At 60.0% G+C, this 14,945-nt stretch carries 14 protein-coding genes; 7 read left to right on the top strand and 7 right to left on the bottom strand.

Annotation, left to right across the window (positions count from 1 at the left end; all coding sequences use genetic code 11):
- Position 1: 1 nt before the first annotated feature.
- From ASD70_RS11135 to gloB, 5 genes are all read right to left on the bottom strand, one after another.
- Entirely contained in the window at positions 2 to 1,075 is a 1,074-nt protein-coding gene (locus tag ASD70_RS11135) for a microcin C ABC transporter permease YejB (RefSeq protein ID WP_046072314.1), read from the bottom strand.
- Complete coding sequence (locus tag ASD70_RS11130; protein WP_046072315.1) at positions 1,076 to 2,914, bottom strand: extracellular solute-binding protein; 1,839 nt, start codon at positions 2,912 to 2,914, stop codon at positions 1,076 to 1,078.
- The gene (locus tag ASD70_RS11125; protein ID WP_056846444.1) at positions 2,911 to 4,746 is read right to left on the bottom strand and encodes an extracellular solute-binding protein; all 1,836 of its coding nucleotides are present in this window, start codon (positions 4,744 to 4,746) and stop codon (positions 2,911 to 2,913) included. The genes ASD70_RS11130 and ASD70_RS11125 overlap by 4 nt, the downstream gene beginning before the upstream one ends.
- 150 nt (positions 4,747 to 4,896) lie before the next feature.
- A complete protein-coding gene (locus ASD70_RS11120) occupies positions 4,897 to 6,297 on the bottom strand; it encodes a transglycosylase SLT domain-containing protein (protein WP_046072317.1) in 1,401 nt (466 codons plus the stop codon).
- A 98-nt stretch (positions 6,298 to 6,395) separates the two neighbouring features.
- Positions 6,396 to 7,163: a hydroxyacylglutathione hydrolase gene (gene gloB / locus ASD70_RS11115; protein WP_046072318.1), complete on the bottom strand. Its 768-nt coding sequence runs from the start codon at positions 7,161 to 7,163 to the stop codon at positions 6,396 to 6,398.
- A gap of 65 nt (positions 7,164 to 7,228) precedes the next feature.
- Between gloB and ASD70_RS11110 the strand changes: the two genes are divergently transcribed.
- The 5 genes from ASD70_RS11110 to ASD70_RS11090 all read left to right on the top strand — a co-directional run bounded on the left by ASD70_RS11110 (position 7,229) and on the right by ASD70_RS11090 (position 12,319).
- Positions 7,229 to 7,987 (top strand): class I SAM-dependent methyltransferase, encoded by a 759-nt coding sequence (locus tag ASD70_RS11110; RefSeq protein WP_046072319.1) that lies wholly within the window; start codon positions 7,229 to 7,231, stop codon positions 7,985 to 7,987.
- An 85-nt stretch (positions 7,988 to 8,072) separates the two neighbouring features.
- Positions 8,073 to 8,525 (top strand): ribonuclease HI, encoded by a 453-nt coding sequence (rnhA, locus tag ASD70_RS11105; RefSeq protein ID WP_003173571.1) that lies wholly within the window; start codon positions 8,073 to 8,075, stop codon positions 8,523 to 8,525.
- A gap of 70 nt (positions 8,526 to 8,595) precedes the next feature.
- A complete protein-coding gene (gene dnaQ / locus ASD70_RS11100) occupies positions 8,596 to 9,336 on the top strand; it encodes a DNA polymerase III subunit epsilon (protein ID WP_173664510.1) in 741 nt (246 codons plus the stop codon).
- Between the two features lie 137 nt (positions 9,337 to 9,473).
- Positions 9,474 to 11,729, top strand: coding sequence for an Orn/Lys/Arg decarboxylase N-terminal domain-containing protein (locus ASD70_RS11095; protein WP_046072321.1), 2,256 nt, complete (start codon positions 9,474 to 9,476; stop codon positions 11,727 to 11,729).
- A 20-nt stretch (positions 11,730 to 11,749) separates the two neighbouring features.
- Positions 11,750 to 12,319, top strand: a complete 570-nt coding sequence (locus ASD70_RS11090) for a GNAT family N-acetyltransferase (protein ID WP_046072322.1) — start codon at positions 11,750 to 11,752, stop codon at positions 12,317 to 12,319.
- Between the two features lie 3 nt (positions 12,320 to 12,322).
- Here the strand turns inward: ASD70_RS11090 and ASD70_RS11085 are convergent, their stop codons facing one another.
- A complete protein-coding gene (locus ASD70_RS11085) occupies positions 12,323 to 13,234 on the bottom strand; it encodes a LysR substrate-binding domain-containing protein (protein WP_046072323.1) in 912 nt (303 codons plus the stop codon).
- Positions 13,235 to 13,417: 183 nt separating this feature from the next.
- On the opposite strand from ASD70_RS11085, the gene ASD70_RS11080 reads away from it, so the two are divergent.
- Positions 13,418 to 13,756, top strand: coding sequence for a hypothetical protein (locus tag ASD70_RS11080; RefSeq protein ID WP_056846443.1), 339 nt, complete (start codon positions 13,418 to 13,420; stop codon positions 13,754 to 13,756).
- A gap of 60 nt (positions 13,757 to 13,816) precedes the next feature.
- On the opposite strand, the gene ASD70_RS11075 is transcribed toward ASD70_RS11080, so the two are convergent.
- A complete protein-coding gene (locus ASD70_RS11075; protein ID WP_046072325.1) occupies positions 13,817 to 14,053 on the bottom strand; it encodes a hypothetical protein in 237 nt (78 codons plus the stop codon).
- 228 nt (positions 14,054 to 14,281) lie between these two features.
- Here ASD70_RS11075 and ASD70_RS11070 point away from each other — a divergent pair, with 228 nt between their 5' ends.
- Positions 14,282 to 14,839, top strand: coding sequence for an NADPH-dependent FMN reductase (locus ASD70_RS11070; RefSeq protein WP_046072326.1), 558 nt, complete (start codon positions 14,282 to 14,284; stop codon positions 14,837 to 14,839).
- The last annotated feature ends 106 nt before the right edge of the window (positions 14,840 to 14,945 follow it).

The raw sequence follows: 14,945 nt of genomic DNA, 5'->3' as shown, positions 1-14,945 counted from the left end.
CTCAATGCTCCCGGCTGGCGAAGTCGATACGCGGATCGACCAGGGTGTAGGTGAGGTCACCGATCAGTTTCACGACCAGCCCCAGCAGGGTGAAGATAAACAGCGTGCCGAACACTACCGGGTAATCGCGGTTGATCGCCGCTTCAAAGCTCATCAGGCCCAGGCCGTCGAGTGAGAAGATCACTTCCACCAGCAACGAGCCGGTAAAGAAGATGCCGATGAAGGCCGAAGGGAAGCCGGCGATTACCAGCAGCATCGCGTTGCGGAACACGTGACCATAGAGCACGCGGTGGTTGGTCAGGCCCTTGGCCTTGGCAGTGACCACGTACTGTTTGTTGATCTCGTCGAGGAAGCTGTTCTTGGTCAGCAGGGTCATGGTTGCGAAGTTGCCGATCACCAGTGCGGTGACGGGCAGGGCCAGGTGCCAGAAGTAATCGAGGATCTTGCCGCTCCAGCTCAACTCGTCGAAGTTGTTGGAGGTCAGCCCGCGCAATGGGAACCAGTCCAGGTAGCTGCCTCCGGCAAACACCACGATCAGCAGGATCGCAAACAGGAACGCCGGGATCGCATAACCGACGATGATCGCCGAGCTGGTCCATACGTCGAAGTGACTGCCGTGACGCGTGGCCTTGGCGATCCCCAGGGGGATCGATACCAGGTACATGATCAGGGTGCTCCATAGCCCGAGGGAGATGGACACTGGCATCTTTTCCTTGATCAGGTCGATGACCTTGGCGTCACGAAAGAAGCTGTCGCCGAAATCCAGCTGGGCGTAGTTCTTGACCATGATCCACAAACGTTCCGGCGCCGATTTGTCGAAGCCGTACATCTTTTCGATTTCCTGGATCAGCGCCGGGTCCAGGCCCTGGGCACCACGGTAGCTGGAACCGGCCACCGCCACTTCGGCACCGCCGCCGGCGATGCGGCTGGTGGCGCCGTCAAAACCTTCGAGCTTGGCGATCATCTGCTCCACCGGGCCCCCGGGGGCGGCCTGGATGATGACGAAGTTGATCAGCAGGATCCCGAACAGTGTGGGGATGATCAGCAACAGGCGGCGAACAATATAGGCTAGCATTCAATCGCCTCCGCTCGCCGTATCGGCGTTTTGCGTGGGGTCCAGGGAGACCGCAGGCTTGACGTCGGGTTTGGCCCACCAGGTGGCCGTGCCCACGTCATAGCGTGGTGAGACCTTCGGATGGCCCAAATGGTCCCAGTACGCCACGCGGAAGGTCTTGATGTGCCAGTTGGGAATTACGTAGTAACCAAACTGGAGTACGCGATCCAACGCCCTGGCGTGGGCTATCAGGCTTTGGCGCGAGCCGGCATCGATCAACTCTTCCACCAGTTGGTCGACAGCGGGGTCCTTGAGGCCCATGTAGTTGCGGCTGCCGGGCTTGTCGGCGCTGGAGGACTTCCAGAATTCGCGTTGCTCGTTACCCGGCGAAGTGGATTGCGGAAAGCTGCCCACCAGCATGTCGAAGTCCCGCGAGCGCAGGCGGTTGACGAATTGGGAGACATCCACCCGACGAATCACCAGGTCGATGCCCAGGTCCGCCAGGTTGCGCTTGAATGGCAGCAGGATGCGTTCGAACTCGGTCTGGGCCAGCAGGAACTCGATGGTCACCGGCTTGCCGCTGGTGTCGACCATCTTGTCGTCGACGATCTTCCAACCGGCCTCTTGCAGCAGTTGGTAAGCCTCGCGCTGCTGGGTGCGGATCATGCCGCTGCCATCGGTTCTGGACGGCTCGAAAGCCTGGGTGAAGACTTCGGCAGGGATCTTGTCGCGCAACGGTTCAAGGATCGCCAACTCATCCGGGCCGGGTAAACCGGTGGCGGCCATTTCCGAGTTTTCGAAGTAACTGCGGGTACGGGTGTAGGCGCCATTGAACAGCTGCTTGTTGCTCCATTCGAAATCCAGCAACAGGCTGATGGCCTTGCGAACGCGCACGTCCTGGAACATCGGCTTGCGCGTATTGAACACGAAGCCCTGCATGCCGGTGGGGTTGCCGTTGGGAATTTCTTCCTTGATCAAGCGGCCCTGGGTGACTGCCGGAATGTTATAGGCATTGGCCCAGTTCTTTGCGCTGAATTCCAGCCAGTAGTCGAACTGCCCGGCCTTCAAGGCTTCCAGGGACACGGTGCTGTCGCGGTAGTAATCGGTGATGCGGGTATCGAAATTATAGAAGCCCTTGGTCACCGGCAGGTCCTTGGCCCAGTAGTCCTTGACCCGCTCGTAGCGAATCATGCGCCCTGGCTTGACCTCCGCCACCTTGTACGGGCCACTGCCCAGGGGAATTTCCAGGTTGCCCTTGGAGAAATCGCGAGTCGCCCACCAGTGCTTGGGCAGTACCGGCAACTGCCCGAGGATCAGCGGCAATTCACGGTTGTTGGTGCGCTTGAACTTGAACAGCACCCGCAGCGGGTCTTCGGCCACCACTTCATCGACGTCGGCGTAGTAGTTGCGGTACAGCGGGTTACCGTCCTTGATCAGGGTCTGGAAGGTGAACACCACGTCTTCGGCGCGGATCGGGTGGCCATCGTGGAAGCGTGCTTCGGGGCGCAGGTAGAAACGCACCCAGCTGTTGTCCGGGGCCTTTTCGATCTTGCCGGCCACCAGGCCGTATTCGGTAATGGGCTCGTCCAGGCTTTGCACGGCCAGAGTGTCGTAGATCAACTGCAGGTTATCCGCCGGCACGCCCTTGCTGATGTAGAGGTTGAGGCTGTCGAAACCGCCCATGGCCGATTCACGGAAGGTGCCGCCCTTGGGGGCGTCGGGGTTCACGTAGTCAAAATGCTTGAAGTCGGCGGGGTATTTGGGGGGCTCGTTGTAGAGGGTCAGCGCATGTTGCGGGGCGGCTTGCGCTGCGGTGCACAGCAACAGGCTGGCGAGCAGGGTAGTACGCAAAGACATCATTGGGCTTTCTCCGAAGCTTTCAGCCACCATGCGCTCAGGCCCAGGCTATAGGGCGGCGTGGTGACGAAGGCGAACCGGTTGCGGTACGCCAGGCGATGATAGTTGAGGTACCAGTTGGGAATGCTGTAGTGCTGCCACAGCAGCACACGGTCCAGGGCACGGCCGGCGGCCAGTTGTTCTTCGCGGGTCTGCGCCGCCAGCAGTTGGTCCAGCAGGTGATCGACCACCGGGTTGGCGATACCCGCGTAATTTTTGCTGCCCTTGATCGCGGCCTGGCTGGAGTGGAAGTACTGCCACTGCTCAAGACCGGGGCTTAAGGTCTGGTTGAGGGTCATCAGAATCATGTCGAAATCGAATTGATCGAGGCGCTGTTTGTACTGTGCACGGTCGACCGTGCGCAAGCGGGCGTCGATGCCGATGCGGGTCAGATTTTCGACATAAGGTTGCAGGATGCGCTCAAGGTTAGGGTTGACCAGCAGGATCTCCAGGCGCAGCGGTTGCCCGTCCTTATTGAGCAGGCGCTGCCCTTGTCCCGATAGCTTCCAGCCGGCGTCGCCGAGCAAGGCCAGGGCGCGGCGCAGGGTGTCGCGGGGGATGCCGCGACCGTCGGTTTGCGGCAGGTTGAAGGGTTGGGTGAAGAGGGCGGCTGGCAATTGGTCGCGATAAGGGGAAAGCATCAACCACTCATGCCCGGTCGGCAGGCCGCTGGCCGAGAATTCGCTGTTGGGGTAATAGCTCACCGAACGTTTATAGGCGTTGCTGAACAGGGTGCGGTTGGTCCATTCGAAATCGAACATCAACCCCAGGGCTTCGCGCACCTTGGCCTGGCTGAACGCGGGTCGCCGGCTGTTCATGAACAGGCCCTGGCTCTGGGTGGGGATCTGGTGGGCAATCTGCGCCTTGATCACGTCACCGCGATTGACCGCCGGGAAGTTGTAGCCCGTGGCCCAGTTTTTGGCCTGGTGTTCGATATAGATGTCGAATTCGCCGGCCTTGAAGGCTTCAAAGGCCACATCGCTGTCGCGATAGAACTCCACGTCGACTTTATCGTAGTTATAGAAGCCGCGGTTGACCGGCAGGTCCTTGCCCCAGTAATCCTTGACCCGCTCGAACACTAGTTGCCGGCCAGGGGCGACCTTGGTGATGCGATAAGGCCCGCTGCCCAGCGGCGGCTCGAAGGTGGTGGCCTTGAAATCGCGGTTCTTCCAGTAGTGCATGGGCAGCACCGGCAGTTCGCCCAGGCGCAGGATCAGCAATGGGTTGCCGGCACGCTTGAATACAAAGCGGATGCGGTGACGGTTAAGGATATCCACCCGCGCCACTTCCTGCAGGTTGGTGCGGTATTGCGGGTGGCCTTCGGTCAGCAGGGTACGATAGGAAAATGCCACGTCATCGGCAGTGATCGGCTTGCCATCGTGAAAGCGCGCCTCGGGGCGCAAGTTGAAGACCACCCAGCTGCGGTCTTCGCTGTATTCCACTGACTGCGCAATCAGGCCGTAGCTGGAGGTGGGCTCGTCGCCGGATGGCGCGTATTGGCCGGTGCCGACCATCAAGGGTTCGTTCAGCTCATTGACGCCGTATTGCAGGAAATTGCCGGTGGCCACCGGGCTGGTACCCTTGAAAGTATAAGGGTTGAGGGTGTCGAAGGTGCCAAACCCCATGATCCGCAGTGTTCCGCCTTTGGGCGCTGCAGGGTTTACCCAATCGTAATGGGTGAATTTGGCTGGGTACTTGAGTGAGCCGAACTGCGCGTAACCGTGGCTCTCGGTAATCGTCGCGTTCGCAGCAAAGCTCAAGGCCAGACTTATTAGTAGAAGGAGAGGACGCTTCAAGTCAGAGATCCGATCCAGGCGGCTTGGGCTTTATGATCGGTACAGTAACAGCTTGTTCCGGTTGGAAAAAGACTGCTGAGAGCACCCAGAGCCTAATGTGGGAGGGGGCTTGCTCCCTCCCACATTAGCCTACCGGTGTTCTTGAGGGCTTTATCTTGGCCCGGACACCACCAGCATCTGCCCGGGCTTCAACGCCTGGCCGGTGCGCGGGTTCCAACGCTTGAGATGTTGCATCTCGACGTTGAAGCGCTTGGCGACCATGTACAGCGAGTCGCCTTTCTTGACCTTGTACTGCACCGGTTTCTTCGCCGCGGCTTTACGAGTGTCCTGCATCACCAGGGTCTGGCCGACCTTGAGGGCCTGGCCGTTGAGCTTGTTCCAGCGTTGCAGGTCATGCACGTCGACCTTGTTGGCCTTGGCGATCAAGGTGAGGTTGTCGCCACTGCGCACCTTGTAGTTGCGGGTGCGCCCGGCCACCGACTTGGTCTCGACTTCGTCGAACACCGGCTTTTTCGGGCGCATGCTCAGCAATTCTTCGGGCTTCATCGTCGAAAGGGTGCTGGTCAGCAACTGGGCCTTGGAAGTGGGCACCAGCAAATGCTGGGGGCCGTCCAGGGTAGTGCGCTGCTTCAAGGCCGGGTTGAGTTGGAACAGTTCGTCTTCGTCGATCTCGGCCAGCGCCGCAACCCTTGACAGGTCCATGCTCTGCTTGACTTCGACTACTTCGAAGTATGGCGTATTGGCAATCGGGTTCAGGTTGACACCGTAGGCCTCGGGCGCCAGTACCACTTGGGACAGGGCCAGGAATTTGGGCACGTAGTCCTTGGTTTCCTGGGGCAGGGGCAGGTTCCAGTAGTCGGTGGGCAGGCCGAGCTTTTCGTTGCGCTCGATGGCCCGGCTGACCGTGCCCTCACCGGCGTTATAGGCCGCCAGGGCCAGCAGCCAGTCGCCGTTGAACATGTCATGCAGACGCGTCAGGTAGTCCAGGGCGGCGGTGGTGGAGGCGGTAATGTCGCGACGGCCGTCGTAGGCACGGGTCTGGCGCAGGTTGAAGTAGCGCCCGGTGGAGGGAATGAACTGCCACAAGCCGACTGCATCGCTGCGCGAATAGGCCATTGGGTTGTAGGCACTTTCAATCACTGGCAGCAGCGCCAGCTCCAGGGGCATGTTGCGTTCTTCAAGGCGTTCGACGATGTAATGAATGTAGAGGCTGCCGCGTTCGCCGGCGTTCTCGAGGAAGGACGGGTTGCTGGCGAACCACAGGCGCTGTTGCTCGATGCGCGGGTTGACGCCGACGCCGTCCTGCAATTGAAAGCCCCGACGCATGCGTTCCCAGACATCCTGGGGCACTTCGGGGCTAGGCTTCTCTGATAGCCAAATAGGTTTTTGCTTGATCTTGGCAGCAAGATTGGGTTTGGGTTGCACGGTGGATTGTGCAGCGTAATGGGTCGATTGGCAGCCCGCCAGAGTCGCGGACACAGCCACCGCCACGGCTTGAGCCAGGCGGGTCAATGCGTCTGAAGAAATGGATTTACGAATAGATGACGACATTGGCTGGAAGTAAGTTCCGGGCAAAAATGTCGGGCGATTCTAGAAAGCGCTTCGGTTCCGGTCAACCATTCAGAAATTACGTATCAGAATACGTCCTCTTAGAACTTATCTTTCCAAGCCCTCAAGCTAGCAAACACCTCGGCCCCAGAGCGGTTGTCGCGGCCATTCCGTTCGTCCGCTTTTTGTTTAACGGATGTTTCAGCGGTACGCAGGAACGGGTTGGTACGTTTTTCCAGGGCCAAATTGGAAGGCAGCGTCATCTCGCCGCGAGCCCGTAGTTGGGCAACGTTTTCCAGCCGTTCGGCGATGTCGGCGTTGTGCGGTTCCACGGCCTGGGCAAACTTGAGATTACTTTGTGTGTATTCATGGGTGCAGTACACCAGCGTATCGGCGGGCAGGGCGGCCAGGCGTTCCAGGGAGGCATGCATCTGCTCCGGCGTGCCCTCGAACAGTCGCCCGCAACCGGCGGCGAACAAGGTATCGCCACACAACAGCACCCCTTCGTGATAAAAGGCGATATGGCCCAGGGTATGCCCTGGCACGGCGTAGACGTCGAAGTCCCAGCCCAGCACGTTGATACGGTCATTGTCCTGCAGCGCCACGTCCCGCGCCGGGATCTTTTCGTTGGCCGGGCCTTGGACCTTGGCGCCGGTCACCTGTTTCAGTTGCTCGACACCGCCCACGTGATCATGGTGATGGTGGGTGACCAGGATGTCGCTGAGGGTCCACTCGGCGTTCTGCTGGAGCCAGGCCAGCACTGGCGCGGCATCGCCGGGGTCGACCACGACGCAGCGCCGGGTGGCGGGGTCTTGCAACAACCAGATGTAGTTGTCGGTGAAGGCGGGTAGGGCACTGATCTGTATCATTCTTCGATTCGCCAAGCTGAACACATTGGTGCATCTTAGAACGTCTAGGCGAGTTGGAGAATGCAATGACCGATAAAGCGTTCGCCCAGGCCGATCCTGAGTGGCTGGCCCTGATCAGTGCGGCCCGTGAATGGTTGTCCGGGCCGATTGGGCAATTTCTGCTGGATGAAGAACGACGCATGCTCGATGACGAGCTGGGCCGGTTCTTCGGTGGCTACCTGGTGCATTACGGACCGTCGGCCGAAACCCCGCCGTCGGCACCCCAGGTGCAACGCAATGTGCGCTTGGGCGCGCCGCTGCCGGGGGTGGAAATCGTCTGTGAGGAACAGGCCTGGCCCTTGAGCGAACACGCCGCCGACGTGGTGGTGTTGCAGCATGGGCTGGATTTCTGCCTGTCGCCCCATGGCCTGCTGCGCGAAGCCGCGAGCAGCGTGCGCCCTGGTGGCCACTTGCTGATTGTCGGTATCAACCCCTGGAGCAGTTGGGGTTTGCGCCGTGTATTCGCCCATGACGGCCTGCGCCAGGCGCGCTGCATCTCGCCGTCGCGGGTGGGCGACTGGCTGAATCTGCTGGGCTTCGCGCTGGAGAAACGTCGCTTCGGGTGCTATCGTCCGCCGCTGGCGACGGCCAAGTGGCAGGGTCGCCTGGCCGGTTGGGAGCGCCGGGCGGGGGCCTGGCAACTCTCGGGTGGCGGCTTCTATTTATTGGTGGCGCGCAAGATCGTGGTAGGGCTGCGGCCGGTGCGCCAGGTGCTGCGCCAACCCATGGGCAAGCTGGTGCCGATGCCGATGGCCAAGGTCAACCGCGAGCGAAGCGAACCCTAACCTCTTTATTGATTTCAGGCCGGGCTGCCCGGCCTCGGGATACTGTCGGTCAATGACCGCCAGCCCGTCTTGATGGATGCAACCGATGACCGATAGCGTAGAACTCTTCACCGACGGCGCCTGCAAGGGCAACCCCGGCCCGGGCGGCTGGGGTGCCCTGCTGGTGTGCAAGGGCGTGGAGAAGGAACTGTGGGGCGGTGAAGCCAACACCACCAATAACCGCATGGAACTGATGGGCGCCATTCGCGGCCTGGAAGAGCTCAAGCGTCGCTGCAACGTTCTGCTGGTGACCGACTCGCAATATGTGATGAAGGGCATCAATGAGTGGATGGTCAACTGGAAAAAACGCGGCTGGAAGACCGCGGCCAAGGAGCCGGTCAAGAACGCCGACCTGTGGCAATTGCTCGACGAGCAATGCAACCGTCACGACATCACCTGGAAATGGGTGCGTGGGCACATCGGCCACCCTGGCAACGAGCGCGCCGACCAGTTGGCCAACCGTGGGGTGGACGAAGTACGCGGCTACAAGCAGAGCTGACGCCGGCCCACGTGTTAACATCGCGCCCTTTGATTCACACCACACCGTTGAGAGCTGAACCCTGATGGCCATCCGATCTGTTGTACTCGATACCGAAACCACCGGCATGCCGGTGACCGATGGTCACCGGATCATCGAAATCGGCTGTGTCGAACTGATGGGCCGCCGCCTGACCGGCCGCCACTTCCACGTCTACCTGCAACCGGACCGCGACAGTGACGAAGGCGCGATTGGCGTCCACGGCATCACCGACGAATTCCTCAAGGGCAAGCCGCGTTTTGCCGAAGTGGCCGATGAGTTCTTCGAGTTTATCAACGGCGCCCAGCTGATCATCCATAACGCGGCGTTCGACATCGGCTTTATCAACAACGAATTTGCCCTGATGGGGCAGATGGACCGTGCGGACATCTCCCAGCACTGCACGATCCTCGATACCCTGATGATGGCCCGCGAGCGTCACCCGGGCCAACGCAACAGCCTCGATGCCCTGTGCAAGCGTTATGGCGTCGATAACTCTGGCCGTGAACTGCACGGCGCCTTGCTCGACTCCGAGATCCTGGCCGATGTCTATCTGACCATGACCGGCGGGCAGACCAGCCTGTCCCTGGCCGGTAATGCCTCAGACGGCGCCGGATCGGCGGAAGGCTCCGGCAACCGCCCTTCGGAAATCCGCCGTCTGCCGGCTGATCGCAGGCCTACGCCGGTTATCCGGGCCAGCGAGCAGGATTTGGCCGAGCATGCGGCGCGGTTGGAAGCGATTGCCAAGTCGGCGGGTGCGCCGGCGTTATGGACCCAGTTGACCCAACAATAACCCGGACTCAATGCAGTAAAAATGTGGAGGGCAAGCCCCCTCCCACAGTTGACCCCCATCGTCTTTGAAATCTTCATTCGCCACATTCGCTCCCAGCTTCTACCCTTGAGTGCAAAGCCTCCGGAGTAAGAGCGCTCATGTACAAAGACCTGAAGTTCCCCGTTCTGATCGTGCACCGTGACATCAAGGCCGACACCGTCGCCGGCGACCGGGTTCGAGGCATTGCCAGGGAGTTGGAACAAGAGGGCTTCAGTATCTTTTCTGCCGTGGACTACGCCGAAGGTCGGCTGGTGGCCTCTACTCATCACGGTTTGGCGTGCATGCTGATCGCAGCGGAAGGCGCCGGAGAAAATACCCATCTGCTGCAAAACATGGTCGAGCTGATCCGCCTGGCGCGGGTGAGGGCGCCCAACCTGCCGATCTTTGCCCTGGGCGAACAGGTCACCCTGGAAAACGCCCCCGCCGATGCCATGAGTGAACTCAACCAACTGCGCGGGATTCTCTATCTGTTCGAAGACACCGTGCCGTTTCTCGCACGCCAGGTCGCCCGCGCTGCGCGTTCCTACCTCGATGGCCTGCTGCCGCCATTCTTCAAGGCCCTGGTGCAACACACCGCCGACTCCAATTACTCCTGGCATACCCCCGGCCATGGCGGTGGCGTGGCCTATCGCAAAAGCCCGGTGGGGCAGGCGTTTCATCAGTTCTTCGGGGAAAATACCCTGCGTTCGGACTTGTCTGTTTCAGTTCCCGAGCTGGGCTCGCTGCTTGATCACACCGGGCCCTTGGCCGAAGCCGAAGCCCGCGCCGCTCGCAACTTTGGCGCTGACCATACGTTCTTTGTGATCAACGGCACGTCCACTGCCAACAAGATCGTCTGGCATTCCATGGTCGGCCGCGACGACCTGGTGCTGGTGGATCGCAATTGCCACAAATCGGTGTTGCACTCGATCATCATGACCGGCGCGATCCCACTGTACCTGTGCCCTGAGCGCAACGAACTGGGAATCATCGGCCCGATTCCCCTGAGCGAATTCAGCCCTGAGTCGATTCGCGCCAAGATCGACGCCAGCCCCCTGACCCGTGGCCGGCCTGCGAAAGTGAAGCTGGCGGTGGTGACCAACTCCACCTACGACGGCCTGTGCTACAACGCCGAATTGATCAAGCAGCAACTGGGCAACAGTGTCGAGGTGCTGCACTTTGACGAAGCCTGGTACGCCTACGCCGCGTTCCACGAGTTCTTCGCCGGGCGCTATGGCATGGGCACCTCGCGCACCCCGGATAGCCCCTTGGTCTTCACCACCCACAGCACGCACAAGTTGCTGGCGGCGTTCAGCCAGGCATCGATGATCCATGTGCAGGACGGCGGCGCACGGCAACTGGACCGTGATCGGTTCAACGAAGCTTTCATGATGCATATCTCGACCTCGCCCCAATACAGCATCATCGCCTCGCTGGACGTGGCCTCTGCAATGATGGAAGGCCCGGCCGGGCGCTCGCTGCTACAGGAAATGTTTGACGAGGCCCTGAGTTTTCGGCGTGCGCTGGCCAACCTGCGCCTGCATATCGCTGCCGAAGACTGGTGGTTTTCCATCTGGCAGCCAACCTCGGTCGCCGGTATCGACCGGGTCGTCACCGCGGATTGGTTGTTGCACCCTCAGGATGAGTGGCATGGTTTTGGCGACGTTGCCGAAGACTACGTATTGCTCGACCCAATCAAAGTGACGCTGGTGATGCCCGGCCTCAACGCCGGTGGCGCCCTGAGCGACTGCGGAATTCCCGCCGCGGTGGTCAGCAAGTTCCTCTGGGAGCGTGGCCTGGTGGTGGAAAAAACCGGGTTGTATTCGTTCCTGGTGTTGTTTTCAATGGGCATCACCAAAGGCAAATGGAGTACCTTGCTCACCGAGTTGCTGGAGTTCAAGCGCAGCTATGACGCCAATGCCAGCTTGGTCAGTTGTCTGCCGTCGGTGTATGCCCAAGGCCCCGCGCGTTATCAGGGGATGGGGCTGCGCGACCTTTGCGACCAGTTGCACAGCTGTTACCGTAGCAACGCTACGGCCAAGCATCTCAAACGCATGTATACGGTGTTGCCGGAAATCGCGATGAAGCCCGCCGATGCCTACGACCAGTTGGTGAGGGGCGAGGTGGAGGCAGTCCCTATCGATGCCTTGCCTGGGCGTGTCGCGGCCGTGATGCTGGTGCCTTACCCGCCCGGTATTCCGTTGATCATGCCCGGTGAACGCTTTACCGAGTCAACCCGTTCAATCATCGACTACCTGGCGTTTGCCCGTACGTTCGATAGCAGCTTCCCTGGTTTTGTCGCGGATGTTCATGGGCTGCAACATGAAGATGACGGCAGTGGCCGTTGTTACACCGTCGATTGCATCAAGGGCTAAGGATGTTTATGCAAGCAGTAATGAACCCGAAGTATCCAGGGCTCAGTGTGCGGGTCGCCGATGAAGGGTTCGACCCCTATGTATGGGGCAATGACTTCAGCTTCGAGGTCAGCGCCTATGCTGTGCCGCAGATGGGCCTGCGTGTCGATCAGTGGCCTGTGGAGCGCGTTCTGCCGTACCGCAAGTGCTACGGCATTGACCCGGAAGAGTTCGCCAGCTTTCGCGACGCCACCGACAGCGCGATCTTCATGGCCTACCTGGATGACCGTGCGGTGGGGCATGTAGTGGTCAGCACCAACTGGAACGGTTTTGCCCACGTCGATGAGTTGGCCGTGGTGTTGCCTGCGCGACGCCATGGTGTGGCCAAGGCGTTGCTGGATGTGGCGCAGTTCTGGGCTCGCAAGAAAAACCTGCCGGGCATGATGCTGGAAACCCAGAACAATAATCTTGGGGCCTGCCGCCTGTATGAGCGCTGTGGGTACGTGATGGGCGGGATTGATCAATTGCGTTATCGCGGGATTGATCCGCAAACCCGTGAAGTGGCGATCTTCTGGTATCGGTTGTTCAAGACGGAAGTGGAATCGATCTGACGCTTAGGCTGTGGATTTTGTGTCGCCGCCCAGGAGACTTTCGGCCTTCTGGGTGACAATCTCCAGCAAGGCATTCAACGCCGGTAAAGTCGCATGGTCTTTCAGCGTCAATGCATACAGGCTAACCATGATCGGCGGCGACACCGGGCACGCATCCAGCCCGACCTCTCGCGCGCCGAAGGCGGTGAAGGGGTCGACAATCGCCAAGCCTTCCCCGGCTTCCACCATGCTGCGCATCATCTGGTAGGTTTGCACCCGCGTCTGCACCACCGGCAGTGGGCGCAGGGCTTGCAGCTTGGCGTCCAGCAGGCGACTGAGGGGGTCATGCCCCTCAAGCCCGATCAGCGACTGCCCGGCCAGGTCCTGCAATGCAATGTACTTTTGCTTTGGTTTGAGCCACCCATGGGGCGCGAGTAGTTGCAATTTGCCCTGGGCCAGTACGGTGCTTTGGATTTGTGCATGTTCCGGATCATGCAGGCTCAGGCCCACATCGGCTTCGTGCAGCAGCAGGCTCCTGACGATCTCCCGGGTCGGCTGGCTCGACAGATTGCACGGGGTGTCCTGGAAGCGTCGGCGCAGCATGGCAATGCTTTGCGGCAACAGTTGGTTGGCCAGGGGCGGGGTGCACAGGGCGCGCAGTGTCGGGGCGTGATGGTGTTTCAAACGGCTGGCCAGGCGTTGTAGCGGTTCGAGCGCTTCGTACAGCGGGCCAATATGCGCTTGCAACTCCAGGGTCTCGCGCGTCGCTTGCAGGCGGCCGCGTACACTGGCGAACAACATGAACCCCAATTGCAACTCGGCATCCTTGAGAGTGGCGTCTACCTCGCCCACGGGGAGTTGCAGCCACTCGGCGGCCGTGCCGAGGTGCCCGGTCTGCAAGATGGCCTGAATCACTTCGATATGACGTAAACGCATGGCCGGAGTCTATGTGCAGCGCGATGGGGATTCAATGGTGCAAGGCTTTGTGCGCAAAAAAGACTGCACGGGTCGCCCTGGCCTATGGCATTCGGTCATGACCTCACTAGAATGGCGCATCTGATCAGTAACGACCAATGCCGGCGTTCCGGTACTTAAAACAAAAACAGGTCTGGTCTCAAAATGCCTCTACCCTCGACATTCTTCGGGGTGACGGCCAAGCAACTCCTGGTCCTGGTGACCCTGGGATGCGTGGCGGCTTACCTCTTCAATGATCACGCTGAACCCACGCCGGAAAACCTCGCACTGGAAACCTTTATCCGTTCACAGGAACAGGTGGGTGAACAGGTGGGCGCGGTGCTGGGCATTACCTTGATTCGGCAGGTGGAGGCATATCCCGCCTATAACGTGTCGGGCTACAAGCGCTCCATGTACGCCGTCGAGGGGGAGCGAGGGCGACTCGTGGTGACGCTCAAGCAAGGCGAGCAGGGAATTGAAGTGACAGATATCCGCAAACCCTGATCCTCCGGCCCAGTTGCCGCCAGCACGCGCTGGGACTGGGCGGGTGGATAAGGCGGGATCTTATGAGGCGAGGGTGGTTTGCGATTCGCGGACGATAATGGTCCCCGACTGGATCAACTTGAATTCATCGCCTTCCAGTTTTTCTACACGGTCGCCAATGGCCAGCTTGTAGGTAGTGGAGGGCGTCGAGCCAGCCAGGTCGCCTTGCGCCGGGTTGGATTCCTGGAACTCATGCACCGAATACACGCGACCTTCCGCGTCTCTGGCATGGAACTGTCCGACTAGTACTGCTGCCATCTGTTTAGAACCTCTGGAGATAAACACTCGATTTGCGGTTCTGTAGACCGTCAGGGAGCGGGGTAGTTTACCTATAAGAAAAAAATACTATTCGCTGATGTTTTCAGACGCTTCCTACGCAATTGATTGCAAAGAAAACGCCGGGAAAATCACCGGGAATCTCTGGTGAACACGCCGCGAAGCCTCTATAACTACCAGCTCCTTTATTCAGAAGTCGGGAAAACCTCAATGAGCAAGGTCTACACGATCGCCGTCCTGGTGGGCAGCTTGAGAAAAGAGTCGATCAACCGCAAGGTCGCCCTGGCCCTGGCCGAGCTGGCCCCCGCCAATCTCAAGTTGAACATTGTCGAAATCGGCGATTTGCCGCTCTACAACGAAGACCTCGAGGGAGCAACACCGCCCGCAGCCTACAGTACTTTCCGCAAACAGGTGAGTTCATCCGACGCAGTGCTGTTCGTGACCCCCGAATACAACCGCTCCGTACCCGCTCCTTTGAAGAACGCCATTGACGTGGGTTCGCGTCCATATGGGCAAAGTGTCTGGGGCGGCAAGCCGGGAGCCATCATCAGTGTGTCGCCGGGTGCCATGGGCGGTTTCGGTGCCAACCACCACTTGCGCCAGTCGCTGGTGTTCCTGGATGTGTGGTGCATGCAGCAGCCGGAAGCCTACCTGGGCGGAGCGGGCAGCGTGTTCGATGAGGCGGGCAAAGTGTCGGAAAGGTCCAAGCCGTTCCTGCAGGCCTTTATCGATGCCTACGGCAAGTGGGTGGAAAAACAGAAGGCTTGATCTGGCAATGAGTTCAAGTGTGGGAGGGGGCTTGCCCCCGATTGCGGTGTATCAGTCAGCCAATGTTTAGCTGACGCACTCCTATCGGGGCAAGCCCCCTCCCACA

It is taken from the genome of Pseudomonas sp. Root569, from assembly GCF_001427465.1.
Taxonomy (GTDB): Bacteria; Pseudomonadota; Gammaproteobacteria; order Pseudomonadales; family Pseudomonadaceae; genus Aquipseudomonas; species Aquipseudomonas synxantha.
This window is presented reverse-complemented; position numbering and strand designations above follow the sequence as displayed.

Coding starts and splice junctions, on each gene's coding strand:
- ASD70_RS11135 (WP_046072314.1), bottom strand. CDS start 1,075: ATGCTAGCCTATATTGTTCGCCGCCTGTTGCTGATCATCCCCACACTG.
- ASD70_RS11130 (WP_046072315.1), bottom strand. CDS start 2,914: ATGATGTCTTTGCGTACTACCCTGCTCGCCAGCCTGTTGCTGTGCACC.
- ASD70_RS11120 (WP_046072317.1), bottom strand. CDS start 6,297: ATGTCGTCATCTATTCGTAAATCCATTTCTTCAGACGCATTGACCCGC.
- gloB (WP_046072318.1), bottom strand. CDS start 7,163: ATGATACAGATCAGTGCCCTACCCGCCTTCACCGACAACTACATCTGG.
- ASD70_RS11110 (WP_046072319.1), top strand. CDS start 7,229: ATGACCGATAAAGCGTTCGCCCAGGCCGATCCTGAGTGGCTGGCCCTG.
- rnhA (WP_003173571.1), top strand. CDS start 8,073: ATGACCGATAGCGTAGAACTCTTCACCGACGGCGCCTGCAAGGGCAAC.
- ASD70_RS11095 (WP_046072321.1), top strand. CDS start 9,474: ATGTACAAAGACCTGAAGTTCCCCGTTCTGATCGTGCACCGTGACATC.
- ASD70_RS11090 (WP_046072322.1), top strand. CDS start 11,750: ATGAACCCGAAGTATCCAGGGCTCAGTGTGCGGGTCGCCGATGAAGGG.
- ASD70_RS11085 (WP_046072323.1), bottom strand. CDS start 13,234: ATGCGTTTACGTCATATCGAAGTGATTCAGGCCATCTTGCAGACCGGG.
- ASD70_RS11080 (WP_056846443.1), top strand. CDS start 13,418: ATGCCTCTACCCTCGACATTCTTCGGGGTGACGGCCAAGCAACTCCTG.
- ASD70_RS11075 (WP_046072325.1), bottom strand. CDS start 14,053: ATGGCAGCAGTACTAGTCGGACAGTTCCATGCCAGAGACGCGGAAGGT.
- ASD70_RS11070 (WP_046072326.1), top strand. CDS start 14,282: ATGAGCAAGGTCTACACGATCGCCGTCCTGGTGGGCAGCTTGAGAAAA.